This is a genomic window from Xanthomonas sp. MLO165, from assembly GCF_018831305.1.
Lineage (GTDB): Bacteria > Pseudomonadota > Gammaproteobacteria > Xanthomonadales > Xanthomonadaceae > Xanthomonas > Xanthomonas arboricola.
The window spans coordinates 1,486,164-1,509,979 of the sequence record NZ_CP029263.1 but is presented as its reverse complement, the minus strand read 5'-3'; the positions used below and the strand labels follow the sequence as shown (position 1 = coordinate 1,509,979).

The 23,816-nt window shown below is 66.8% G+C and carries 24 protein-coding genes; 8 read left to right on the top strand and 16 right to left on the bottom strand.

The features are described 5' to 3' along the window. Window positions 1-18: 18 nt before the first annotated feature. The 7 genes from DGN21_RS06500 to pdeM all read left to right on the top strand — a co-directional run bounded on the left by DGN21_RS06500 (window position 19) and on the right by pdeM (window position 7,222). The gene (locus tag DGN21_RS06500; protein ID WP_126965720.1) at window positions 19-576 is read left to right on the top strand and encodes a polymer-forming cytoskeletal protein; all 558 of its coding nucleotides are present in this window, start codon (window positions 19-21) and stop codon (window positions 574-576) included. Continuing rightward, window positions 573-938 (top strand): hypothetical protein, encoded by a 366-nt coding sequence (locus DGN21_RS06495; protein WP_016903723.1) that lies wholly within the window; start codon window positions 573-575, stop codon window positions 936-938. The genes DGN21_RS06500 and DGN21_RS06495 overlap by 4 nt, the downstream gene beginning before the upstream one ends. A gap of 319 nt (window positions 939-1,257) precedes the next feature. Further along, a complete protein-coding gene (locus DGN21_RS06490; protein WP_065031828.1) occupies window positions 1,258-2,268 on the top strand; it encodes a ligase-associated DNA damage response exonuclease in 1,011 nt (336 codons plus the stop codon). Then, window positions 2,265-2,498 carry a hypothetical protein gene (locus DGN21_RS06485; RefSeq protein ID WP_024938018.1) on the top strand — a complete coding sequence of 78 codons (234 nt, stop codon included), beginning with the start codon at window positions 2,265-2,267 and terminating at the stop codon, window positions 2,496-2,498. The genes DGN21_RS06490 and DGN21_RS06485 overlap by 4 nt, the downstream gene beginning before the upstream one ends. Further along, entirely contained in the window at window positions 2,495-4,099 is a 1,605-nt protein-coding gene (locus tag DGN21_RS06480; protein ID WP_102581096.1) for an ATP-dependent DNA ligase, read from the top strand. The genes DGN21_RS06485 and DGN21_RS06480 overlap by 4 nt, the downstream gene beginning before the upstream one ends. Then, on the top strand, window positions 4,096-6,588 hold the full coding sequence (locus tag DGN21_RS06475) for a ligase-associated DNA damage response DEXH box helicase (protein WP_126965718.1): 2,493 nt from the start codon (window positions 4,096-4,098) through the stop codon (window positions 6,586-6,588). The genes DGN21_RS06480 and DGN21_RS06475 overlap by 4 nt, the downstream gene beginning before the upstream one ends. After that, window positions 6,578-7,222, top strand: coding sequence for a ligase-associated DNA damage response endonuclease PdeM (gene pdeM, locus DGN21_RS06470; RefSeq protein ID WP_215825159.1), 645 nt, complete (start codon window positions 6,578-6,580; stop codon window positions 7,220-7,222). The genes DGN21_RS06475 and pdeM overlap by 11 nt, the downstream gene beginning before the upstream one ends. 32 nt (window positions 7,223-7,254) lie before the next feature. On the opposite strand, the gene DGN21_RS06465 is transcribed toward pdeM, so the two are convergent. The 10 genes from DGN21_RS06465 to rlmD all read right to left on the bottom strand — a co-directional run bounded on the left by DGN21_RS06465 (window position 7,255) and on the right by rlmD (window position 17,032). Beyond that, window positions 7,255-8,520 (bottom strand): NAD(P)/FAD-dependent oxidoreductase, encoded by a 1,266-nt coding sequence (locus DGN21_RS06465; RefSeq protein WP_126965716.1) that lies wholly within the window; start codon window positions 8,518-8,520, stop codon window positions 7,255-7,257. Window positions 8,521-8,614: 94 nt separating this feature from the next. Beyond that, window positions 8,615-8,821 (bottom strand): cold-shock protein, encoded by a 207-nt coding sequence (locus DGN21_RS06460; RefSeq protein WP_003488188.1) that lies wholly within the window; start codon window positions 8,819-8,821, stop codon window positions 8,615-8,617. Window positions 8,822-8,908: 87 nt separating this feature from the next. Beyond that, a complete protein-coding gene (locus DGN21_RS06455) occupies window positions 8,909-9,661 on the bottom strand; it encodes an S-methyl-5'-thioinosine phosphorylase (protein WP_039809937.1) in 753 nt (250 codons plus the stop codon). Between the two features lie 86 nt (window positions 9,662-9,747). Next, window positions 9,748-10,302 (bottom strand): hypoxanthine-guanine phosphoribosyltransferase, encoded by a 555-nt coding sequence (locus DGN21_RS06450; protein ID WP_016903731.1) that lies wholly within the window; start codon window positions 10,300-10,302, stop codon window positions 9,748-9,750. Further along, entirely contained in the window at window positions 10,302-11,306 is a 1,005-nt protein-coding gene (nagZ, locus tag DGN21_RS06445) for a beta-N-acetylhexosaminidase (protein ID WP_126965715.1), read from the bottom strand. Before nagZ ends, DGN21_RS06450 begins: the two co-directional genes overlap by 1 nt. Before the next feature lie 140 nt (window positions 11,307-11,446). After that, window positions 11,447-13,024: a cryptochrome/photolyase family protein gene (locus DGN21_RS06440; protein WP_126965714.1), complete on the bottom strand. Its 1,578-nt coding sequence runs from the start codon at window positions 13,022-13,024 to the stop codon at window positions 11,447-11,449. Window positions 13,025-13,209: 185 nt separating this feature from the next. Beyond that, a complete protein-coding gene (locus DGN21_RS06435; RefSeq protein WP_126965713.1) occupies window positions 13,210-14,226 on the bottom strand; it encodes an FAD-dependent oxidoreductase in 1,017 nt (338 codons plus the stop codon). 39 nt (window positions 14,227-14,265) lie between these two features. Next, window positions 14,266-14,949 carry a DsbA family oxidoreductase gene (locus tag DGN21_RS06430; protein WP_215825158.1) on the bottom strand — a complete coding sequence of 228 codons (684 nt, stop codon included), beginning with the start codon at window positions 14,947-14,949 and terminating at the stop codon, window positions 14,266-14,268. A gap of 147 nt (window positions 14,950-15,096) precedes the next feature. Continuing rightward, the gene (locus DGN21_RS06425) at window positions 15,097-15,594 is read right to left on the bottom strand and encodes a CYTH domain-containing protein (RefSeq protein WP_126965712.1); all 498 of its coding nucleotides are present in this window, start codon (window positions 15,592-15,594) and stop codon (window positions 15,097-15,099) included. A 103-nt stretch (window positions 15,595-15,697) separates the two neighbouring features. Then, window positions 15,698-17,032, bottom strand: coding sequence for a 23S rRNA (uracil(1939)-C(5))-methyltransferase RlmD (gene rlmD / locus DGN21_RS06420; RefSeq protein WP_126965711.1), 1,335 nt, complete (start codon window positions 17,030-17,032; stop codon window positions 15,698-15,700). Window positions 17,033-17,189: 157 nt separating this feature from the next. On the opposite strand from rlmD, the gene DGN21_RS06415 reads away from it, so the two are divergent. Continuing rightward, window positions 17,190-17,912, top strand: coding sequence for a response regulator (locus tag DGN21_RS06415; RefSeq protein WP_046342105.1), 723 nt, complete (start codon window positions 17,190-17,192; stop codon window positions 17,910-17,912). Window positions 17,913-18,061: 149 nt separating this feature from the next. On the opposite strand, the gene recO is transcribed toward DGN21_RS06415, so the two are convergent. From recO to lepA, 6 genes are all read right to left on the bottom strand, one after another. Continuing rightward, window positions 18,062-18,784, bottom strand: a complete 723-nt coding sequence (gene recO / locus DGN21_RS06410) for a DNA repair protein RecO (RefSeq protein ID WP_024938031.1) — start codon at window positions 18,782-18,784, stop codon at window positions 18,062-18,064. Window positions 18,785-19,024: 240 nt separating this feature from the next. Further along, the gene (gene era, locus DGN21_RS06405) at window positions 19,025-19,924 is read right to left on the bottom strand and encodes a GTPase Era (protein ID WP_024938032.1); all 900 of its coding nucleotides are present in this window, start codon (window positions 19,922-19,924) and stop codon (window positions 19,025-19,027) included. Beyond that, complete coding sequence (gene rnc, locus DGN21_RS06400) at window positions 19,921-20,601, bottom strand: ribonuclease III (RefSeq protein ID WP_039511552.1); 681 nt, start codon at window positions 20,599-20,601, stop codon at window positions 19,921-19,923. The genes era and rnc overlap by 4 nt, the downstream gene beginning before the upstream one ends. Continuing rightward, a complete protein-coding gene (locus tag DGN21_RS06395; protein ID WP_024938034.1) occupies window positions 20,591-20,998 on the bottom strand; it encodes a DUF4845 domain-containing protein in 408 nt (135 codons plus the stop codon). The genes rnc and DGN21_RS06395 overlap by 11 nt, the downstream gene beginning before the upstream one ends. Continuing rightward, window positions 20,998-21,798 carry a signal peptidase I gene (gene lepB / locus DGN21_RS06390; RefSeq protein WP_011036465.1) on the bottom strand — a complete coding sequence of 267 codons (801 nt, stop codon included), beginning with the start codon at window positions 21,796-21,798 and terminating at the stop codon, window positions 20,998-21,000. The genes DGN21_RS06395 and lepB overlap by 1 nt, the downstream gene beginning before the upstream one ends. A 104-nt stretch (window positions 21,799-21,902) precedes the next feature. Continuing rightward, window positions 21,903-23,693 (bottom strand): translation elongation factor 4, encoded by a 1,791-nt coding sequence (gene lepA / locus DGN21_RS06385; RefSeq protein ID WP_024938035.1) that lies wholly within the window; start codon window positions 23,691-23,693, stop codon window positions 21,903-21,905. Between the last annotated feature and the right edge of the window lie 123 nt (window positions 23,694-23,816).

Genomic DNA, 23,816 nt, shown 5'->3' with positions numbered 1-23,816 from the left:
CCCGAGCGAGACAGTCCGATGTCGATGTGGCGCGATCAAGGTCCCAACAAGAAAGACGGCGTTCCCGCAGCCCCTGAGGTCCCGGCTGCCGATGGACGGCTGTTCACTGCCGAGGCCAGCCCGGCACCCCCGGTGCCCGCCGCCGCGCCACCGAGCGCCGCACCCGCCGCGGCCACACCGCAGCGCCAGGGCGAGGCCAAGGAATCGCTGATCGCCGCCGACATCAGCATCGAAGGCAAGATCGAGGGCGCCGGTCACGTGCGTCTGGCCGGCCGCTTCAAGGGCGATGTCAACGTCAAGGGCGATCTGACCATCGAGCGCGGCGCCAAGCTCAACGGCGGCGTGCGCGCCAACAAGGTGATCATCGCCGGAGAGCTGGAGGGCAATATCGAATCGGCCGCGCAGGTGGAGCTGCAGACCTCCGGCGTGCTGGTCGGCGACGTCAAGGCCGGCAGCCTGACCGTGGCCTCGGGTGCGCGCATGCGCGGCCAGGCCGATTTCGGCTGGGGCGAGGACACCGGCAAAACGGTCGTTGCGGCCAAGCCGGTCGTCAGCGGAGACAGCGACGGCACATGAGTGCGCCCCGCCCGGGCACGCCCGGTGCCACGCGCAGCTGCCCGCACTGCAAGGCGACGATCCTGGAAAGCGCCAGCGTCTGCCCTGCGTGCAAGCACCACCTGCGCTTCGACTCGGCGGCGGCGCAGCACGCACAGCCGGCACCGATCGTGCCGCTCAAGGTCGACGGCACCATTCGCCATCCCGCCGATGGCGATCCATGGGAATACACCGTGGTGGTGGTGGTGCGTAACGGCAAGGGCGAGGAGATTCGGCGCCAGGTCGTGGATGTCGGCGCAATGCAGGGCGGCGAGGAGCGCGGCTTTACGCTGGCGGTGGAGGCGACTGCGGTGCGTTCGCCTGGGCGGCGGTCGCGGCATTAGCGGTTGGGGCGGGGAATCGGGAATCGGGAATCGGGAATCGGGAATCGGGGTGGATGATGCGGGCCAGCGCCTGCGTGGGTGTTCGATTTCCGAGTCTTGACTGATTATTCCGATGCGCAATGGTGCGAGCTGGCGGCGGGCGTGCTGCATTGACGGACAGCTCATGCCACGCCGGGCGCTTGCTCGAGTCGATGGCCTTGCCTTGATCGCGCACTGGCTCGACTAGCGATTGCGATCTGCAGGCCTTGGCGCAGTGGTGCGTCGATGCGTGCCATTCCCATTCTCAGGATCTGCACACCGGCTTGGCCAGAGTTGCCCCATGCGCAACGGCAACGGACAACTTGGCGATCTGGTGGTGCTTGGCCCCGAAGGCCTGTATTGCCCGCAGGGCGACTTCCATATCGATCCCTGGCGGCCGGTGCCACGTGCGGTGATCACGCATGGGCATGGCGACCACGCACGCAGCGGCATGGGCGAATACCACTGCACGCACGAGAGCTTGCCGATCCTGCAGTGGCGCCTGGGCGAGCAGGTCTATCACACGCATGCCGACGGTGAAGCCTTCGAGCTGGGACGCGCGCGGGTGTCGCTGCATCCGGCCGGGCATGTGCTCGGCTCGGCGCAGGTGCGCATCGAGGTGGATGGCGAAGTCTGGGTTGCATCGGGCGACTACAAGCGCCAGCACGATCCCACCTGCAAACCGTTCGAAGTGGTGCCCTGCGACACCTTCATCACCGAAGCGACCTTTGGGCTGCCGGTGTATCGCTGGCCGGATACCGCCGATGTCGCGGCCGACATCGTCGCCTGGCGCCACGAATGTGCAGAGCGCGGCGAGGCCGCCATTCTGTATTGCTATGCCCTGGGCAAGGCGCAACGCGTATTGGCGGAATTGCGCGCCTGGGATACGCAACCAGCCTTGCTGCATGGCGCGATTGCGGTGGGCGTGGAGGTGTATCGCCAGGCCGGCATCCCGATGCTGGATACCCAACCGGTCAGCGAACATGCGCGTGGCGCCGACTATGCCGGGCAACTGGTCCTGGCGCCGCCATCGGCGGCCGGCAGCGCCTGGATCCGTCGCTTCCGGCACGCGCAACAGGGTTTCGCATCGGGCTGGATGCGCATTCGCGGCAATCGCCGTCGGCGCAACTATGACCGCGGTTTTGTGGTGTCCGATCATGCCGACTGGCCGGACCTGCTGCGCACCATCGAAGACACCGGCGCACGGCGGGTGATCGCCACCCACGGCAACACCGATGCCTTGATTCAGCACCTGCTGGAACGCGGCGTCGCTGCCGAAGCCTTCCGTACCGATTTCGGAGCCGAGGAATGAACCCCTTGCCTGCACGTCGTTATGCGCGCGCGCGCCCACGGATCCGCTTGACCGGCGCACTCGCGTTCCGTCGCCACGCATTGGCGTTTCGCGTGCACCGCACACTGCCGGCGGCAGTGATCGGGCCGCCACGACCTTACCGGCGCCCGCGCTGCCTGGGCGCATTTACGCGGCGCGCGCTGGAACTGCGTGCTGCCGACAACCGCACCAAGCTGCAGGGCCCGGCGTGAAGCGATTTGCCGCGTTGTACCGCACCCTGGATCGCAGCACCGGCACGCTCGACAAGCGTGCGGCCTTGGTCGCGTATTTCCGCAGTGCGCCGCCGTTCGACGCGGCGTGGGCGCTGTACCTGCTGGCCGGTGGCAAGGTGGCCAGCACGCGCATGCGCATCGCCAGCAGCGGCGAACTGCGCGAATGGATCACCGACACCGCCGGCATCGCCGACTGGCTGGTGGCCGACAGCTACGACCATGTCGGCGATCTGGCCGAGACCTTGGCCTTGTTGCTGGACGACCCGATCACCGAAGCGGCCGATCTGCCGCTGGCCGAGTGGATCGAACAGCGGTTGCTGCCGATCGCCAACCAGGACGTGGAAGTGCGCAAGGCCTGCATCGTGCAGGCGTGGCGCAGCCTGGCCTTCGACGAGCGCCTGGTGTTCAACAAGCTGCTCACCGGCGCCCTGCGCGTGGGGGTGTCGCAGCGACTGGTGCAGCAGGCGCTGGCGGAGATGTCCGGGATAGAGATCGCGCGCATTGCACAGCGCATGCTCGGCAGCTGGCGGCCGCATCCGGGCTATCTGGCCACTCTGCTGACCGCCGAGGAACTGCCCGGCGATCGCCAGCAGCCCTACCCGTTCTTTCTCGCCTCGCCACTCGAAGCCGAGGTCGAAACGCTGGGCGCGGTCGATGACTGGTTGCTGGAATGGAAGTGGGACGGCATTCGCCTGCAGTTGATCCGGCGCGCTGGCGAAGCGGCGTTGTGGTCGCGTGGCGAGGAACGCCTGGATGGCCGTTTCCCGGAGATCGAACAGGCCGCGCTGCAGTTGCCCGACGGCACGGTCATCGATGGCGAGCTGCTGGCCTGGCAACCGGAGCAGTCCTTGCCGATGCCGTTCACCGCCTTGCAGACGCGCATCCAGCGGCTCAAGCCCGGGCCGAAGACATTGGCGGCGGCGCCGGCGCGCGTGGTTGCCTACGATCTGCTCGAGCTGGACGGCGAAGATTTGCGCGAGCGCCCCTTGCAGGAGCGTCGCGCATTGCTGGAAGGCGTGCTGAGCACGCTCGCCGACCCACGCATCGTCGCCTCGCCGCTGGTAAAGGCCGGCGACTGGCAGGCGGCCGCGCAGCTGCGCCTGGATGCACGCGAGCGCGGCGTGGAAGGGTTGATGCTCAAGCGCGCCAGCTCCGCCTACCAATCCGGCCGCCGGCGCGGCGACTGGTGGAAGTGGAAGATCGACCCGCTCACCATCGATGCGGTGCTGCTGTACGCACAAGCCGGCCATGGCCGCCGCAGCACGCTGTACACCGACTACACCTTCGGGCTGTGGCACGAGGGCCAGCTGGTGCCGATCGCCAAGGCCTACTCGGGGCTAGACGACAAGGAGATCCTGCAGCTGGATCGCTGGATCCGCGCCAACACCACCGAACGCTTCGGACCGGTGCGTGCGGTCACCGCGCACCATGTCTTCGAACTGGGGTTCGAAGCGGTCAACCGCAGCGCGCGGCACAAGTCCGGCATTGCGGTGCGTTTCCCGCGCATCCTGCGCTGGCGACAGGACAAGCCGATGAACGAGGCCGACCACCTGAGCAGCCTGCAGGCGCTGGCACGGTGAGCGCTGCGGCGCAGACACGCGGCACGCCCTTGCAACAATGGCGTGCCTGGTTCGCGCAGCGCGGTTGGGCGCCGTTGCCGTTTCAACGTGATGTGTGGAAGCGCTATCTCGCGGGCGAGTCCGGCTTGCTGCATACGCCCACCGGCAGCGGCAAGACGCTGGCAGCCTTCGGTGGGCCGCTGCTGGAGGCCTTGTCCACGCGTGGACGCAAGCCGGCGAGCAAGCCCGCCACGGCCGCGCGACGCCAACAGCAACGCACGCTGCAGGTGCTGTGGATCACGCCCCTGCGCGCACTCGCCGCCGATACCGCACGCGCGCTGCGCGAGCCGGTGGAGGCCCTGGGGCTGGATTGGCAGGTGGGCCTGCGTACCGGCGACGCCAGCGCGCGCGACAAGCGGCTGGCGCGCAGCGGCAAGCTCGATGTGCTGGTCACCACGCCCGAATCGCTGGCCTTGCTGTTGTCGTATCCCGACACCGCGCCGCAGCTGTCGGCGCTGCGCTGCGTGATCGTCGACGAATGGCATGAGCTGCTCGGCAACAAGCGTGGCGTGCTGCTGCAACTGTGCCTGGCGCGGCTGCGCGGCTGGGCGCCGCAGCTGCGCATCTGGGGCCTGTCGGCAACGCTGGGCAACCTGGCGCAGGCACGCGACGTGCTGTTGCCGCATCGCCCCGATGCCGCGCTGGTGTCGGGCGTCAAACCCCGCGCGATGACCCTGGAGACGCTGCTGCCCGACAGCGGCGAGCGCTTTCCGTGGGCCGGGCATCTGGGTCTGGCGCAGCTGGCGCGCGTATTGCAGAAGATCATGCAGCAGCGCACCAGCCTGGTGTTCACCAATACGCGCGCCCAGGCCGAGTTGTGGCATCAGGCCTTGAGTGCGGTGTGGCCGGACGATCTGGCCACGCTCGCGCTGCATCACGGCTCGCTGGACCCGTCCTTGCGCGCGGCGGCCGAGCAAGGCCTGCGCGACGGCAGCCTGCGTTGCGTGGTCGCCACGTCCAGCCTGGATCTCGGCGTGGATTTCCCGGCTGTCGATCAGGTGCTGCAGGTCGGCAGCCCCAAGGGCATTGCGCGCCTGCTGCAACGTGCCGGCCGCGCGCGCCACCGTCCGGGCGAATCCGGGCATGTGGTGTGCGTGCCCTCGCATGCGCTGGAACTGGTGGAATACGCCGCCGCGCGGCGCGCCATCGTGCATGGCCAGATCGAGGCACGGCCGCCGCCGCGCCTGTCGCTGGACGTGTTGGCGCAGCACTGCGTGACCCTGGCATTGGGCGGCGGTTTTCAGGCCGATGCCTTGTTCGAGCAGGTGCGCGGCACCGATGCGTTTGCGGCACTGGATCACGCCACCTGGCAGGCGGTGCTGGACTTCATCGTGCAGGGCGGCAGCGCGCTGGCGCATTACCCGGATTTCCACAAGGTCGTGCGCGACGAAGAAGGCGTGTACCGGGTCATCGACCGGCGCGTCGCGCTGCGGCACCGCCTGTCCATCGGCACGATCACCAGCGACGGCAGCGTGCGCGTGCAGTTCCTACGCGGCGGCCGCCTGGGCGCGGTGGAGGAGCAGTTCGTCGGCCGCCTGCGCCGTGGCGATCGTTTTCAATTTGCCGGCCGTTTGCTGGAGCTGGTGCGGCTGGAAGACATGACCGCCTACGTGCGCGTGGCCAAGGGTGGCAGCGGCGTGGTGCCCAAATGGATGGGTGGACGCATGCCGTTGTCGTCGGCCCTGGGCCGCGAGGTCGAAGCGGTGTTTGCCGATCCCGGCGACGCGCCGGAAATGCAGGCGCTGGCGCCGTTGCTGCGCCTGCAGGCCTCGCTGTCCTCGCTGCCCGGCCCGGACCATTTGGTGGTGGAAAGCATCAAGGCGCGCGATGGCCGGCACGTGTTCGTGTATCCGTTCGCCGGTCGCCAGGTCAACGAAGGGCTGGCCGCGTTGCTGGCGGCGCGCTGGGGCAGGCGTCAGCGCAATACCTTCAGTTTTGCTGCCAACGATTACGGATTCGTGCTGTCGCCCGCGCAGGATGTGGAACTCGATGCGGGCGTCCTGCAGGCGCTGCTGTCGCCGGAGGGGCTGTTTGCCGATCTGCGCGACAGCCTCAACCTGGGCGAACTGGCACGCCGCCAGTTCCGCGAGATCGCGCGCGTGGCCGGCTTGCTGTCGCCATCGCTGCCCGGCCGTGCACCACGCAGCCTGCGGCAGCTGCAGGCCTCCAGCGGATTGCTGTACGACGTGTTGCAACGTTTCGACCCAGATCACCTGCTGCTTGCCCAGGCCGAGCGCGAAGTGTTCGAAGGCCAGCTCGAACTGGCGCGGCTTGCGCATGCACTGGAAGATTGCGCGCGGCGCGAACTGCGCCTGTGCAAACCGCGCAGCCTCACCCCGTTGTCGTTTCCGTTATGGGCCGAACGTGTGCGCGGCCAACTGAGTACCGAAGACTGGAAGGCCCGCGTGTTGCGCGCTGCCGAACAACTGGAGCGTAAACATGGGCGATAGCGTGCAACTGCAGCTTGCTGGCGAAACAGTGGAACTGCTCGGCGAACGCGCGCTGTATCGACCGGCGCAACGCGCCTTGCTGATCGCCGACCTGCATCTGGGCAAGGCCGATGTGTTCCGTCGCGCCGGCATCGGAATGCCGGCCGGCGGCACCGCGCACGATCTGGAGCGGCTGGATGCGCTGCTGCAACAGCGCACGGTGGACGCGTTATGGATCCTCGGCGACCTGCTGCACGGCCCCGTACCGCGCGCGGCCTGGCATCGCCGCTGGAGCGCATGGCGCGAGCGCCGTTGCGCGTTGCGCGTGATCGCCATCCGCGGCAATCACGACCGCGCATTGTCGGGCGCCGACCTGCATATCGAAGCGGCCGGCGAACAGGTAGAAGATGGCCCCTTCGTGCTGCGCCACGATCCGCTGCCCCATCCGACCGGGCATGTGCTGTGCGGGCACCTGCATCCGCTGGCTGCGCTACCCGGCATGTCGCGTCGCTGGCCGGCGTTCTGGTTGCGCGAGCGCGTCACCATCCTGCCGGCGTTCTCGCATTTCACCGCGGGCATCGTGCCAACGCTGGTCGAAGGCGAGCGCCTGGTCGCCTGCGTGGAAGACGATGCGCTGGCATTGCCGGTGCGTTAGCGGGCGCGGCACTGCGTAGGCCGCCGCTTCTTCTATGCGGCCGCTTCGGCCTTGTCGACGGCAACACGCGGCACCGGTTGCGCCAACGCGTCCACAAAGTCCGGCGCCAGTGCCAGCTTGCCGAACCAGCCGTGCTGGGTGCCGCTGAGCACCCGCAGCATATGCCCGCGTCCGCCGGGCACGCGTCCCATCGGGCGCAGCAGCAGATCGCGCCCGTGCGCCCAGAAATCGCGTTCGGACTGGAACAACGGCGTCAGCCAACGGCTCCAGCGGTGATAGATCGCCACATGCGCCTGGCGCTCGCGCTGATAGTGCTGCAAGGCCGCATCCAGATCGGCGCCGACCCGCAAGGCATCGCGCAGCGCCAACGCATCCAGCAGCGCCATGTTGACGCCCTGCCCCAGCTGCGGACTCATCGCATGCGCGGCATCGCCGGCCAGCACGAAGCGGCCGCGATGCCAGCGTGTCACCACCGCGTCGCGATAACTCGCACGCGCCAATGCGCCATGCACTTGCACGGTTTCCAGACGCGCATATGCATCCGGCCACATCTGCGCAATCTCCTGCCGCCATGCGGCAATGCCGCGCTGTTCCCACGCGGCAAAATCGCTGCACGGCAGGCTCCAGAAAAAACTCAGCCGCGGGGTGGCGTCGCCCGGGCGCGTGCCCACCGGCAGCAGGCCGATCATCTTGCGCGCGCCGACATAGCGCTGGCGCAACTCATCGACGAACGGCCAGTCCTCGCGTGGCAGCAAGCACCACAACGCACCCCACGGATACACCCGATCCAGCCGCGTGCCCTGCGCCTGCGCGCGCAAGCTCGACGCAGAACCATCGGCGGCGATGATCAGATCGTAGGGGCCGTGCCAGTGCCCGCGCTGGTCCTGCACGCGCGCGCCGTCGTGATCGATCGCGGTGATCCGGGTATCCACATGCAGCTGCGCTTGCTCTGACCAGGCCTCGCGCAACAGCGTAAACAAAGCGCCGCGCTGCATGCCCAGGCCCATCAGCCGCGCATCCAGATCGCGGTACTGCATGTCCATCACCGCGCGTCCGCACGGCGTTTCGCCATACAGCCGGCGCACCGGTGCGCCATGCGCGAGCGCCTGCGGCAGCAGGCCCATCTTCCACAGCACCTGCAGGCCACTGGGCTGCAGCAGGAAGCCTGCTCCCACCGGCCCGGGCGTGGCGGCACGTTCGAACACGTCCAGCCGGTGCCCGTCGGCGCCCAGCAGCACGGCCAGTGCCTGCCCCGCCGTTCCATAACCCACTACCGCAATGCGCAATGCTCGCTGCATGTCCTTCGCTCCCTGGACGGCACCGACCCCGCATGGGGCGATGCAAAAAAAACCCCGCCGTGGCGGGGTTCTTCAACCGCACAATCGAGTCACATCACTCGACCGGCGTGATGTTCGAAGCCTGGGCACCCTTGGGGCCCTGGGTCACGTCATAACTGACGCGCTGGCCTTCCTGCAGGCTGCGGAAGCCCTTGGAGTTGATCGCGGAGAAGTGCGCGAAGACATCGGCGCTGCCGTCCTCCGGTGAGATGAAGCCAAATCCCTTGGCGTCGTTGAACCACTTGACGGTACCGTTCGGCATGGTGATGCGAGACCTTTGCAATAATTAATGGGTGGTGTACGGCGATGCGTACGCGCCGAGTATGCAAAGCTTATGCCCCGATGACAATCACCCGCGTGCAAGTTCGCCGATCAGCTCCGGCAATCCGGACGAGGCGGCATCGACGTTGGCCAACACCTCCGCCATGGTGATTTCCTGCGCGTCGCCACAGCCGGCCGCCCAGTTGGCCACGATCGCCAAACATGCGTATTCCAGGCCTTTTTCGCGTGCCAGAGCCGCTTCGGGCATGCCGGTCATGCCGACCAGATCGCAGCCGTCGCGACGCATGCGGGCGATCTCTGCAATCGTTTCCAGTCGCGGCCCCTGGGTTGCGCCGTAACATCCGCCGGCGACCATCGTGACGCCGGTCACCTTGGCGGCGGCGATGACCTTGCTGCGGAACATCGGCGAATACGGATGGCCGAAATCCACGTGCTGCACCTCGCTGCCTGGCTCTTCGCAGAAGGTGGACACGCGGCCCCAGGTGTAATCGATCAGCTGATCCGGGCACGCCAGCACGCGTGGGCCGAACTGCTCGGTGATGCCGCCGACGGTATTGAGCGCCAGCACCCGCGCAGCACCGATTTGCTGCAGCGCAGCGATGTTTGCGCGGTAATTCACCTTGTGCGGCGGCAGCGAATGGCCTTCGCCATGACGCGCCAGGAATGCCACGCGGTGGCCCAGCAACATGCCCACGCGGATCGGGCCGGAGGGCGCGCCATACGGTGTTTCGATGTCGTGCGTCTGCACCTGATCCAGCTGTGCGAGCTTGTAGACGCCGGTGCCGCCGATGACGGCCAATGCGATGGAAGTGGAGGACACAAGCAACCTCTGCAACGAAAGACAGGATGGTGACGCGCAGCCCTGCGCGCCGGGCTGCCCGCAGCGACGCGGGCAAACTGCGGCAGTTACTGCTTCATCGCGTAGATGGCGGGAATGCCGCGCAGCTGCTCGTTGACGTCCATGCCGAAGCCGAACACGTAGCGGTCGGCCACTTCCACGCCGACGTAGTCGGCGGCCACACCAGGCACGCAACGGTCGTGACGCTTGACGGTCAACACCGCCACGCGCACGTCGGTGGCGCCCTGCTCCAGGCACCACTGGCGCACGCCCTGCAGCGTGTAGCCCTCGTCGAGGATGTCGTCGACCAGGATCACCCGGCGACCGAACAACGCAGTGGCCGGACGGTGCTTCCACACCAGCTCGCCGCCGGTGGTTTCGCCGCGGTAACGGGTGGCATGCAGGTAATCGAACTGCAGGTCCTGGCCGCGTGCGCCCAGCTCCAGCGCCAGCTGCCCGGAGAACGGCAACGCGCCATGCATGATGGTGAGATACACCGGCACTTCGCCGGCATAGTCGCGCGCGATCGCGTCGGCAATGCTGGCGACCGCCGCATCGATGGCAGGGCGATCGACCAGCAGATCGGCTTGGGCCAGGGCCTGGGAAATGGTGAGCGTGGACATCAGGCAGTTGTTCCGAAAGAGGCGGAAAGGGGGGTGGTGAATGAGGCGTCGGAGCCGGCGAGCAGGCCATCCCAGCCCAGCGCGCCGCGGCCGATCAGGCCGATCAATGCTGCGGTATTGAGGCTGCGGCCCTGCACGGCCTGCAGCGATTCGTCGACCAGTTCCGGGTGGCAAACCAGCACCACGTCACAGCCGGCATCCAGGTGCGCATGCACCCGGCCGGCCACCCCGCCGGCGCTGAACGAGGCGGCCATGCCGATGTCGTCGGAGAACACCACGCCGCGAAAGCCCAGTTGCCCGCGCAGGATCTGCTCGATCCAGCGCGGCGAATAGCCGGCCGGTTCCGGGGCGACCTGCGGGTAGACCACGTGCGCCATCATCACCGCGTCGGCACCGGCCTCGATGCCGGCCATAAACGGCAGCAGATCTTCGGCCAGCAGGACCTGCAGCGGGCGCGGGTCGCTGGCATGGTCGACGTGGGTGTCTTCCAGCACGGTGCCGTGGCCGGGGAAATGCTTGAGCGTGGCGGCCATGCCGGCGCCGTGCAGCGCCTGCACATAGGCGCGGGTGAAGCTGGCCACGATCTGCGGATCGTCGCTGAAGGCACGATCGCCGATGGCGCGGTTGCCGCGGCCCAGATCCACCACCGGTGCGAAGCTCAGGTCCACGCCGCTGGCACGCACTTCGCTGGCCATCAGCTGCGCATGTGCGCGCGCGGCGGCGAGCGCGGCCTCGGGGTCCTGCGCGTAGTGCGCGCCGAAGCTCTGCAGCGGCGCCAGGGCGCTGTAGCCGTCGCGAAAGCGCTGTACGCGCCCGCCTTCCTGGTCCACGCAGATCAGCACCGGGCGCGGTGCGGCCGCGCGGATGGACGCAGACAGCTCGGCCACCTGCGTGCGCGAGGCGAAGTTGCGCTTGAACAGCACCACGCCGGCGACCGCGTCGTGCTGCAGCCAGTCGCGTTCCTGTGCGCTGAGTTCGGTACCGGCAACGCCGATCAGAAGCATGTTGGGGGGACTCCCGGGCCAGGCGCCACGTTGGCGCAGCGCGGCATTGTCGCAGATGCGCGTTGCAGCGTCAGATCGCGCATTCAGGCAGGCCCGTGCTTCCGGCCGTCTCGGCCCCGCCACTGCCCTTCGATTGCAGCTCAGAGCACCTCCAGATTCGCCCGCCAGTGCGCGGCCTGCGCCTGCACCTGCTCCAGTACCTCCGGTGCCATGGCGTCGAGCTGCCGGTAGGGCAGCGCCAGGCGCTCGTTGGCGCCCAGCAGCGTGCGCTGCCGCGCCAGGAAATCCCAGTACAGCGAGTTGTACGGACAGGCCTGCGGGCCCACCCGCACCTTGCGCTGATAGCGGCAGCCACCACAGTAATCGCTCATGCGGTCGATGTAGGCCGCGCCGCTGATGTACGGCTTGCTGCCGAGCAGGCCGCCGTCGGCGAACTGGCTCATGCCGACCGTATTGGGCAGCTCCACCCACTCGAACGCATCGATGTAGATGCCCAGGTACCAGCGATGCAGGGCCTGCGGGTCCAGCCCCGCCAGCAGCGCGAAATTGCCGATCACCATCAGCCGCTGGATGTGGTGCGCATGCGCGTTGGTCAGCGAATTGCCGATCGCATCGGCCAGGCAGCGCATGCCGATCTGCCCATCCCAGAACCAGTGCGGCAGCGGCGCATGCTGGTCGAGCCGATTGGACAGCGCGTAACCGGGCATCTGCGACCAATACACGCCGCGCACGTACTCGCGCCAGCCCAGGATCTGGCGGATGAAGCCTTCCACCGATGCCAGCGGCGCATGCCCGTCATGCAGGGCCGCCTCCGCGCGCGCGATCACCTCGCGCGGATGCAGCAGCTTGACGTTGAGCGCGAACGACAGCAGCGAATGGAACAGCCGCGGGCTGCGCGTGTTCATCGCATCCTCGTAGCGACCGAAGTGCGGCAACGCATGCGTAACGAAGGCATCCAGGTGCTGCAAGGCTTCGTCGCGATCCAGCGGCCACGGTAGCGCATCGGCATTCGGCGCACCGAAGCTGTGCACGCCGGCTGCCTCGATGACACTCCACAGCGCGCGGTGATCGTGCGCGGCGCGCCACTCCTGCGGCGCGGGCGGATCGCCTGGCCATGGCGCACGGTTGTCGTGATCGAAATTCCAGCGCCCGCCTTCCGGCTCGCCTGCGGCATCGAGCAGGATCCGGTGCCGGCGGCGCATCTTTCGATAGAACACTTCCATGCGCCATTGGCCGCCAGCACGAAAACACCCGGCTACCTCATCGCGCTCGGTCAGGAAATGTTCGCTGTCGACCATGCGCGTGGCGAACGGCTGCCGCGCGCACCAGTGCTGCAATGCTTTGTCCAGCCGCCATTCGTCCGGCGCCTGATACTCCAGCTGGCTGGCGCGGTAATGCGCCATCAACGCGTCCAGATTGGCGGGAATCGATTGCCGATTGCTGGGATTGTCGATGGCCACGTAACGCACCCGATGACCGGCCTGCCGCAGACGCGCGGCAAACGCGCGCATCGCCGCGAAGATCGCCAGGATCTTCTGCGCGTGGTGCAGCACGTAGTCGGTTTCCTCGCGCACTTCCATCAGCACGTAGACCACGCCCGCATCGGTGACATCGAACCAGCTGTGTTGCGGGTTGAGCTGATCGCCCAGGACCAGGCGCAGCGTGTGTGCAGCTGGCTGCGGATGACGCTCGCCTGCGGTCGCGTCAGAATTGCTCATCTATGCCGGGCGCGTGCACGCGCACAAAGCGTCGCAACAATCGAGGTCGCACGCGCGCGCGCACTGCATAGCGGCACATGGTCTGTCATGCCTGCGCGGCCCGTTTGCGTTGGCGAACGGCCTGGCGTGCAGACGCGCTCTGCATCGACACGCCAGCGCATATCTCCGCCGCGCATGCCACCGCATCACTCCTGCCCACTGCAGGCGGCATCGCCGGCACACACACGCGCAGCCAAGGCCACACCGCTTTGCCAGGCCCCTTCGACCTTGCCACCGGCCAACCAGTCACCGCAGATGCCGATGCTCAGCGGCGCATCCCAGGCACAGCCGATCTGCAAGGCAGGCTCAGTGCTGGCCACCGTCCAGCGATACGCATCGCAGGACTGCGGCAGGGGCAGGCCAAGCGCGGCCAACGCGGGCAACACGCTGGCAATCACCGTTTCAGGCGTTGCGTACAGATGCGCCCGACTCCAGTCGGCAGTGGCATGCAGCAGCCAGGTTTCCATGCCATCCCTGCCCGGCTTGCTGGCGTTGCGTGCCACCCAGCGCAACGGGCCGGCGTTGACGAACAATGCGTCGTACCCGGGGTCGACCGGCATGTCGAAACGCAGCACCACCGCCCAGGCCGGCTGCATCCGTGCGTTGGCGGCCGTCGTCGCCAGCGTGGGCGCGCTGTCCGCCAGCAATGCAGCTGCAAGCGGTGCCGGTACCGCCAGCAATACGGTGTCGAAGCGGCAGTTACGTGTCGTTCCGTCTTCTGTCACCTCCAGCTGCCAGCTCTCGCCATCACGCTGCAGCGATCGCACAGAGGCGCCCAACCGAACATTCAGGGACGCCGCCAGCGCACGCGCCGGTGCGCCCATGTCCGGCACCCCGACAAAGCGCGTCAACCCGCCCTGCGACGCACGCAGGTGGGCGCCATCCCAACTGGCGACGCGCGCAGGCCAGATCGCCGCGTCACCGCGCGCAATCCATGCATCCACCACTGCGGCAAACGCCGGGTCGCGGGCGGTGAAATACTGCGCGCCGTGATCGCACTGCCAGCCAGCGCCGCCACAGCTGCGCATGCGTCCGCCGGGCAGGTCGCCCTGCTCGAACAACGTCACAGCCAGTCCCGAAGCCTGCAGCCGTTGCGCGCAGGCAAGCCCGGCCAGCCCGGCGCCGATCACCGCAACCGTCCTCGATGGGATGGGCCGCGTCATCTCGTCAGCGGCAGGCCGTTGCCACACGCCGCCGGCCGATCACACCGCGCAGCCATCCGGCCCGCAGGCATCGGGACCACCGATTGGCGCCGATTCGGCCGCCAGCTGCAGCAGTGCCTGCGCAAAGCTCTCCGGCGGCTGCGCGCCCTGGATCAGGCTGCGTCCATCGATGACGAAACTGGGCACCGCACGGATTCCCAGCGCAGCGGCCTGCGCCAGTTGCGCTTGCACGGCAACGACGCCTTCGTCGGAGTCCAGCAGCGCGCGCACGCGGGCCTCGTCCAGACCGCCGGCGGCCCCGGCAGTCACCAGTGTTGCGGTCGCGCCGACGTCTTGGCCTTCGGCAAAATGCGCATGGAACAAGGCTTCGATCACAGCCTGGACATCGCCCTCGCGGCTGGCCAGCCAGATCAGCCGATGCGCGCGCAACGTGCTGACCTGCACCTGCCCACGCCCGAAATCGAACGGCAGGCCTTCGGCGCGCGCAGTGGCCTGGGTCTGCGCCAGCATCTGCTCCACGCGCGCAGCACCGCCGAACTTTTGCGCCAGCGCATCACGCAGCGGGGTCGGCTCCAGGCCAGCATCTGGGTCCAGCTGAAACGCGTGGTAATGGATGTCCAGCGCCGGTGCCTGCGCACCGAGTGCGGCCACCGCCTGCTCGAAACGGCGCTTGCCGATCCAGCACCAGGGGAAGACCACGTCAGACCAGATATCGATGCGCATGGGCGGGGAGTGGAAATTCATCATTGGGGACTCGCAGAGCATAAACCCAATACCAAGGCAGGGATGGGGGGCGCAACGCAATCAGCCCAAGTCCGACGCATCGCGTTAGCTTTTACGAATCCCGAATGCCCAATCCCGAATCCCGCCCTACAAATCCCCGCTCCAGTGCTTGAACGGGTGCGAGGCCAGGGCCAGGTTGTAATAGCGCACATCGTCGGTGACTTCGGCGCCGATCCAGTCGGGTTTGGCGAAGGCCTCGTCGGCATCGCCGAGTTCGATCTCGGCCACCACCAGCCCGGCGTTGTCGCCGAGGAATTCGTCCACTTCCCACACATGCCCCTGGTACTGGACCAGGTGCCGGCGCTTGTCGATCAGACCGCCGACACACAGCGCCAGCAGCGCACGCGCCTCGACCACCGGAATCGGATATTCGAACTCCTGCCGGGTATGCCCCACCTCACGCGATTTCAGATTGAGAAACGCGCTCTCGCCCTGGATGCGCACCCGCACCGATGCGTTCTGCGCACCGCTGCGCAATGCCGCCTGATCGTTGATATAGCCCTGTGCCATCGGGATCACCGCATGCGCGGCGCTACGCCAGCCCTCGCCGGTGACCAGGAATTTGCGTTCGATTTCGATGGGCATGGGATTTTGGGGATTAGAGATTCGGGATTGGGGATTGGTCACAGCGGCTAACTGGCGGGCTTAGGAAATGCGCTCCTGCGAATCCCCAATGCCCAATCCCCAATCACCGCCTCTCGAACACCGCGATGCTCTCCACATGCGCGGTATGCGGAAACATGTCCATCGCGCCGGCGGCCTTGAGCGTGAAGCCCTGCTCGTTGACCAGGTAACCGGCGTCGCGTGCCAGCGAGCCTGGGTGGCAGCTCACATAGACGATGCGCTCGAACTTTTTCAGCGGCAACTGCTGCAGCACTTCCAGCGCGCCCGAGCGCGGTGGGTCCAGCAGCAGCTTGTCGAAGCCCTGCCGCATCCACGCCGCGTTGCGCTGGTCCTGGGTCAGGTCGGCCGCATGGAACTGCGCATTGGCCAGACCGTTGCGCTGCGCGTTGTCCCGGGCGCGTGCCACCAGCCCAGCATCGCCCTCCACGCCGACCACTTCGCGCACACCGCGCGCCAGCGGCAGGGTGAAATTGCCCAGCCCGCAGAACAGATCCAGCACGCGGTCGTCCGGCCCGGCGTCGAGCAGCGCCAGCGCATGCGCGATCATCTTCTGGTTGAGCGAGGCATTGACCTGGATGAAATCCAGCGGCCGGAACGCCAGCTCCACATCCCACTGCGGCAGGCGGAACGACAGCGGCACCTCCTGCGGCCATAGCGGATGCACGCTCTCCACGCCACCGGGCTGCAGGAAGATCGCAAAGCCGTGCGCCTGGGCGAACGCGGTCAGCGCCTGCAGGTCGCGCTCGCTGAGCGGCTGCAGATGGCGGATGGTCAACACCACCGCATCGTCGCCGGCAATGAATTCGATCTGCGGGATATCGCGCTTGCCGTCCAGGCCTTCGACCAACGCCGCCAGCTGCGGAATCTTCTCGCCGATCTGCGGGATCACCGTGTAGCAGACCGACAGATCGGCCACGAAGCGCGGATCCAGCTCGCGAAAGCCGACCAGGGTCTTGTCCTTCTTTTCGACGCGACGGACCGAAAAGCGGCCCTTGCGCCGATAGCCCCAGGTATCGCCGACCAGGGCCGGCAGCACCGCCTGCGGTGTGACGTGGCCGATGCGTTCCAGGTTGTCCATCAGCACGCGCTGCTTGGCCACGATCTGCTGCGACTCGTCCAGATGCTGCAGCACGCAGCCGGCGCAGACGCCGAAATGCGGGCAGCGCGGGGTCACCCGCTGCGGCGATGCCTCCAGCACCTCCACCGTCCTGGCCTCGTCGAAATGCCGGCTGCGCGCGGTGGGTTCGGCCCGCACCAGCTCACCGGGCAAGGCGCCACTGATGAAGGTGACCTTGCCGCCCTCGCCGTCGCGGCGGGCCACGCCGCGTCCGTCGTGGCTGAGGTCGGTGATCGCGGTCTGGAACGGAGTACGGTCGAAGCGGTTTCGGGTTCTGGCCACGTGGCGACGAGCTGCGGGCAAAAAGGGTGCGTATTGTCGCAGATGCGACCGATCCCGGCCGCTTCGCGCAGTGGAACAATTGTCGCGCCCCGCAAACACAGGCACACTTCCGCTGCACGCGGCTGCTAGGACGCGGCATCGCTGACAAGGAGGCAGCATGAACATGGCGACACGCCAGGAACCCCAACCACGCCTCTTGCTGGTAGAGGACGACCCGATCAGCCGTGGCTTTCTGCAGGCGGTGCTGGAAGGTCTTCCCGCCCATGTGGATTGTGCAGACTCGCTGTCGTCGGCACTGGACCGTGCGCGCGCGCGTCGCCACGACCTGTGGCTGATCGACGTCAATCTTCCCGATGGCACCGGCAGCGGCCTGCTGCGCGCACTGCGCCTGCTGCACCCGGACGTGCCTGCACTGGCCCATACCGCAGACACCACCACGGCCATGCAACGCAGCCTGCAGTCCGATGGTTTTCTGGAGCTACTGGTGAAGCCGCTGACCTCCGAGCGCTTGCTGCAGGCGGTGCGTCGTGGGCTGGCGCGCGGCCGCTACAGCGTGGCGCCGGTGGGCGTGGTCGACATTGCCGCCAGCGATTGGGACGAAGCGGCCGCGCTCAGCGCGCTCAACGGCCAGCAACACCATCTCAACGCGCTGCGCGAATTGTTCCTGGCCGAGTTGCCGGGCACCCGCGACGCGGTGGATTCGGCCTTGCAGGTCAGCGACGATCAGGCACTGCGCAGCCATCTGCATCGGCTGCAGGCCAGCTGCGGTTTTGTCGGCGCAGCACGGCTTGCCGGCGCAGTGCGCCTGCTGCGCGGCGACCCGCACTCCAGCACGGCGCAGACCCAGTTCCATGCGGCGGTGGCTGCACTGCTGCACTGAAGGAGGACTGCAGCGGTGTCCCTGGGCCCGGCGCAGCGTCGGCGATCGGAACTGGTGACATTGAGCACCATGCATGACGATGGTTCCGCATGGAGTTCAACGCGCATCCGGCGACTGCTCGCAAGACTGGTAGACCTGCCTTGCGACCCTCAACGCCGCCGCGCCAGATCCTCGAGCATCTCCCAAGATTTGAGCCCGCGTCCACTCAGGTGATGCAGCAGCACGCCCCGCATGCTGCGACGCAGGCCCGGCATGTCGTCGGCCGCCGGCATGACGTCCTGGCCCAACGCCAGCAGCGCCGCACCGGTGACGGTGTCGCGCCGGTCCTGCGCCATCGCCTCGCTCAGTACGCGCAGCGCGCCCTCCTGCGGATCGAGCCGGTAACGCGCCGCCGGGTCGATCGGCTGGCCGTCGCGGTCGTGCTGCAGATCGAACGCAAAGCCCAGGCCATCGAGCACATCGCGCTCGAACTGGCGCAGCCCCCAGGCCAGCGGCAGGCCGGATGCCAGATGCGCACGCGCCTGCGCATAGCAATCGAACAACTCTGGCACCGGGTCGTTGCGCGGCGCCAGGCGCAGCAGCAGTTCACTGATGTAGAAGCCGGCCAGCATGGATTCGCCCGCCAGGCGGGGGGCGGTATCCAACGCTTCGGCCTGACGCAGCTGGGCCAGTTCGCCGCGTTGCACCGCAGTGAACTGGATCAACTGCAGTGGCTGCAGCGCGGCCCGCAAGGCCTGCTTGCGAGGCCCGTGCACCCCACGCGCCAACAGCCCGACCCGGCCATGCTGCTCGGTCAGCACTTCCACCAGCAGGCTGGTCTCGCGCCAGGCCCGCACATGCAGGATGAAACCGCGTTCGTGTTCGATCAGCATGGTCTGTTATGCGGCAGGGGGCGCGATTGCAGGACACAAGAGCGGCCAGCAGCGATGACCGCCGTGAGCCGCTGCCGGCAGCGCAGCTGGTCGCAGCCGTCGACGGCAGCCGCCGCAATGGCCAGGCGCGATCCGGTGCATCGGGACATCGCTTGCATCGCAGCCCCATGTCCGTGCCGGTGCCGGCGACCGCATCGACAGGCTGTCAGCACGGCACTGGCACTGGCGCCAGCCAGGGCCTCACTCGTATCCGAACGCCTTCAATGCCGCTTCGTCGTCCGACCAGCCTTCGCGCACGCGCACCCAGGTCTCCAGGAATACCTTGGCCCCGAACAGGCGCTCCATCTGCAGGCGCGCCTTGCCGCCGATGTCCTTCAGGCGGGTACCGCCCTTGCCGATCACGATCGCCTTCTGGCCTTCGCGCTCGACCCAGATCACCGCGCCGATGCGCAGCAGCGCGCCATCTTCGGCAAAGCGTTCGATCTCCACCGTGGTGGCATACGGCAGTTCTTCGCCGAGCTGACGCATCAACTGCTCACGCACCAGTTCCCCGGCCAGAAAACGCTGGCTGCGGTCGGTGATTTCGTCCTCGCCGAACATCGCTTCGGCCTCCGGCACCAGCTTGAGCAGGTCGCCGACCAGCGCCTCCAGGCCCTTGCGCTTGAGCGCGGACACCGGATGTACCGCAGCGAACGTCCGCCCCTCGCTGACCTGGGCCAGGAACGGAAACAGCGCGGTCTTGTCCTTGAGCCGGTCGACCTTGTTGACCACCAGCACCACCGGCACTCCGGCGTCGCTCAGGACCTTGAAGGCCAGGGTGTCTTCGTCGTCCCAGCGGCCGGCTTCGATCACCAGCACTGCCGCGTCCACGCCTTCCAGCGAGCCGCGCGCGGCGCGGTTCATCACCCGGTTCATGGCGCGCTTCTGCTCGCGATGCAGTCCGGGCGTGTCGACCAGCACCAGCTGCCCTTCGGGGAAGGTGGCAATGCCCAGCAACCGATGGCGCGTGGTCTGCGGCCGGTTGGACACGATGCTGACCTTGGCGCCGACCAGGGCATTGGTCAGGGTGGACTTGCCGACATTGGGCCGGCCGATCACCGCAACGCTGCCGCTACGGTGGGGGGAAGAGGTTTCGCTCACGTGTTGGAATCCAGTTGTGCGATGACAAGGGTGGCCGCCTGTTGCTCGGCGAGGCGACGCGAGCTGCCCTGGCCTTCGGCGCGGGCGACGGGCTGTTCCAGGATGCAGGCGACGTGGAACTGCTTGGCATGTTCGTCGCCGCTTTCGCTGATCAGCGCGTAGGTGGGCAACGGCAGCTGCCGCGCCTGCAGCCATTCCTGCAGCCGGGTCTTGGGGTCTTTTTCTGCCTTGCCCACCGGCAGCGCCGCCAGCGAAGGCTCGAACCACGGCAGCACCACCGCGCGGCAGCGTTCGAAGCCGCAGTCCAGATAGATCGCCGCGACGATCGCCTCAACCGCGTCGGCCAGGATCGAATCACGTCGATGGCCGCCGGACTTCAGCTCGCCCGGCCCCAGCGTCAGCCGCTCGCCCAGATTGAGGGTGCGGCCGATCACCGCCAGCGCCCCTTCGCGTACGAGTTCGGCACGCGCGCGGGTCAATGCACCTTCGTCGGCCTTGGGCCAGCGCTGGTAGAGCGCTTCGGCGACCAGCAGGTTGACGATGCCGTCGCCGAGAAATTCCAGTCGTTCGTTATGCGGTGTCCCGGCGCTGCGGTGTCGCAGCGCCTGGGCGAGCAATCCCGGATCGGCAAACGCATGCCCGATCGGATCGCCGCGCTGGAAAGTCCTATTCGCCACCACGTCCCGTCATGTCCTGGGACGTCTCGAATTTACCGACGACATCCAGATTGCCGATCAATTCGCGGCGAACTTCGTAGTTGACCTTCATGCGCCAGCCACCATCGACGCGCTCGAACTTGACGTCCTCTTTCTTGACGTTTTCCGAGTAGTTGATGTACAGCCGACGAAAGAACAGATCCTGCAACTTGGACGGATCCATGTTGGCGCTGTCGGGTTCCTTGGCCAGGCCTTTCATGGCCGTGCGCACCGAATAGTATTCCTGGTACATCGGAAACAGTTTCATTCCGATGTACAGCGCGAACCCCACCACCGCCAGCACCACCACGAACGACGTCAACGTCATACCGCTCTGCTTGCGCTTCATTGTGCTTCCCCCGGCACGCCGTGCGTGCATTACTGGATTCCGGTCCCGATCCGCGACGGATCGAAACTCCCCTTGCAGAACCACCCTTCGCAATTGAGCCAGATCAGGAACGCCTTGCCGCGCAGGTTGGCTTCCGGCAGGAAGTGCGTCTGGGTCCAGAACCGGCTGTCTTCACTGTTGTCGCGATTATCCCCCATCACGAAATAGCTGTCCGCCGGCACGGTCCAGTCACCCTGCCCGGCCGGCATGTTGCGATCGACCCACTCCAGCACCGTGTGGGTGCGGCCCGGCAAATCCTCGACCAGCAAGGTGGTGCCGGTCATCTCGGCGCCCTTGCCCTTGCCGATGTATTCGCCCTTGACCGTGTAGCGCATCGGCTTGTCGTTGATGTACAGCGTATCGCCGTGGAAGCCGATCTTGTCGCCCGGCAGACCCACCACGCGCTTGATCCAGTTCTGGTCCGGCGCATGCGGCGGCTTGAACACCACCACGTCGCCGCGCTTGGGCTCGCCGGTCGGGATGAACTTGGTATTGGTGATCGGCAGACGGAAACCGTAAGCGAACTTGTTGACCAGGATGAAATCGCCGATCAGCAGATTGGGCATCATCGAACTGGACGGAATCTTGTACGGCTCGGCCACGAAGCTGCGCAGGATCAACACCACCGCCAGCACCGGAAAGAAAGCGCGCGAGTAGTCGATGATCGCCGGCTCGCTGTCCAGCAGACCGGCGCGTGCCGCGCGGCGCTTGGCCAGGAACAGCTTGTCCAGCAGCCAGATGAAGCCGGTGCCCAGCGTCAACACAACCAGGGCAATTTCAAACCATTTCATTGATGTTCCTTCGGAACGGGATTTGGGATTGGAGATTGGGGATTCGCAAAAGCACGGGGCTGGCAAGTCGTTGCCAATCCCCAATCACGACTCCCGAATCCCTGCTACTTATCCATCTGCAAGACAGCCAGGAAGGCTTCCTGCGGAATCTCCACGCGGCCGACCTGCTTCATGCGCTTCTTGCCTTCCTTCTGCTTTTCGAGCAGCTTCTTCTTGCGCGAAACGTCGCCACCATAGCACTTGGCCAACACGTTCTTGCGCATCGCCTTGACCGTGGAGCGCGAGATGATTTGCGAGCCCACGGCGGCCTGGATCGCCACGTCGAACATCTGCCGCGGGATCAGATCCTTCATCTTTTCGCACAGTTCGCGGCCGCGCCGGTCGGCGTAGCTGCGGTGCACGATGATCGACAGCGCATCGACCTTGTCGCCATTGATCAGCGTATCCACGCGCACGAACGGGCCGGCATCGAAACGCAGGAAGTGGTAATCCAGCGAGGCGTAACCGCGCGAGACCGACTTGAGCTTGTCGAAGAAATCCAGCACCACTTCGGCCATCGGCAACTCGTAGCTGATCTGCACCTGGCTGCCCAGGTAGTTGATGCCGATCTGGGTGCCGCGCTTTTCTTCGCACAAGGTGATGATGTTGCCGACGTAATCGGGCGGGGTGAGGATGTTGGCGCGGATGATCGGCTCGCGGATCTCTTCCACGTTGTTGAGCGGCGGCAACTTGGATGGATTGTCCATCGGGATGATGCTGCCGTCGGTCTTGAGCACTTCGTAGACCACGGTCGGCGCGGTCGAGATCAGGTTGAGGTTGTACTCGCGCTCCAGCCGCTCCTGCACGATCTCCATGTGCAGCATGCCCAGGAAGCCGCAGCGGAAGCCGAAGCCCATCGCTTCGGAGCTTTCCGGCTCGAAGCGCAGCGCCGCATCGTTCAGGCGCAGCTTGTCCAGCGCCTCGCGCAGATCCGGGTAATCCTCGGCATCGACCGGAAACAGGCCGGCGAACACGCGCGGCTGCATTTCCTGGAAACCGGGCAGCGCATGCGGCGCCGGGTCGGCCGCCAGGGTCAGCGTGTCGCCGACCGGTGCGCCGTGCACGTCCTTGATCGAGGCGTTGATCCAGCCCACTTCGCCCGCGCCCAGCGCGGCAAGCTCCTTGCGCTTGGGCGTGAACACGCCGACCTTGTCGACCAGATGGGTGCGGCCAGTGGACATCACCAGGATCTTGCTGCCCGGCTTGATCTCGCCCTGCATCACGCGCACCAGCGACACCACGCCCAGGTAGTTGTCGAACCAGGAGTCGATGATCAGCGCCTGCAGCTTGTCGGTGTCGCGGGGCTTGGGCGGCGGAATCCGCTGCACGATCGCTTCCAGCACCAGATCGATGTTCAGACCGGTCTTGGCACTGACCGCCACCGCGTCTTCGGCGTCGATGCCGATCACCGCTTCGATCTCGGCCTTGGCCCGCTCGATGTCGGCGGTCGGCAGGTCGATCTTGTTGAGCACCGGCACCACTTCCAGGCCCTGCTCCACCGCGGTGTAGCAGTTGGCGACCGACTGCGCTTCCACGCCCTGGGCCGCATCCACCACCAGCAGCGCGCCTTCGCACGCGGCCAGCGAGCGGCTGACTTCATAGGAGAAGTCCACATGCCCGGGGGTGTCGATGAAGTTCAGGTGGTAGACCTGCCCGTCCTTGGCCGTATACGGCAAGGACACCGACTGCGCCTTGATGGTGATGCCGCGTTCGCGCTCGATCGGGTTGGAGTCCAGGACCTGGGCCTCCATCTCGCGCGCCTGCAGGCCGCCGCACAGCTGGATGATCCGGTCGGCCAGGGTGGATTTACCGTGGTCGACGTGGGCGATGATGGAGAAGTTGCGGATATTCCGCATTGAATCAGAGGACATTGAGGTGGGCGCCGGCGGTGCCGTCGTCAGGGTAACGCAGCATTATCGCACGCTTTGGAGCCGGGATTTGGGAGTGGGGATTGGGGATTCGAAAAGGCAGAACAAGAG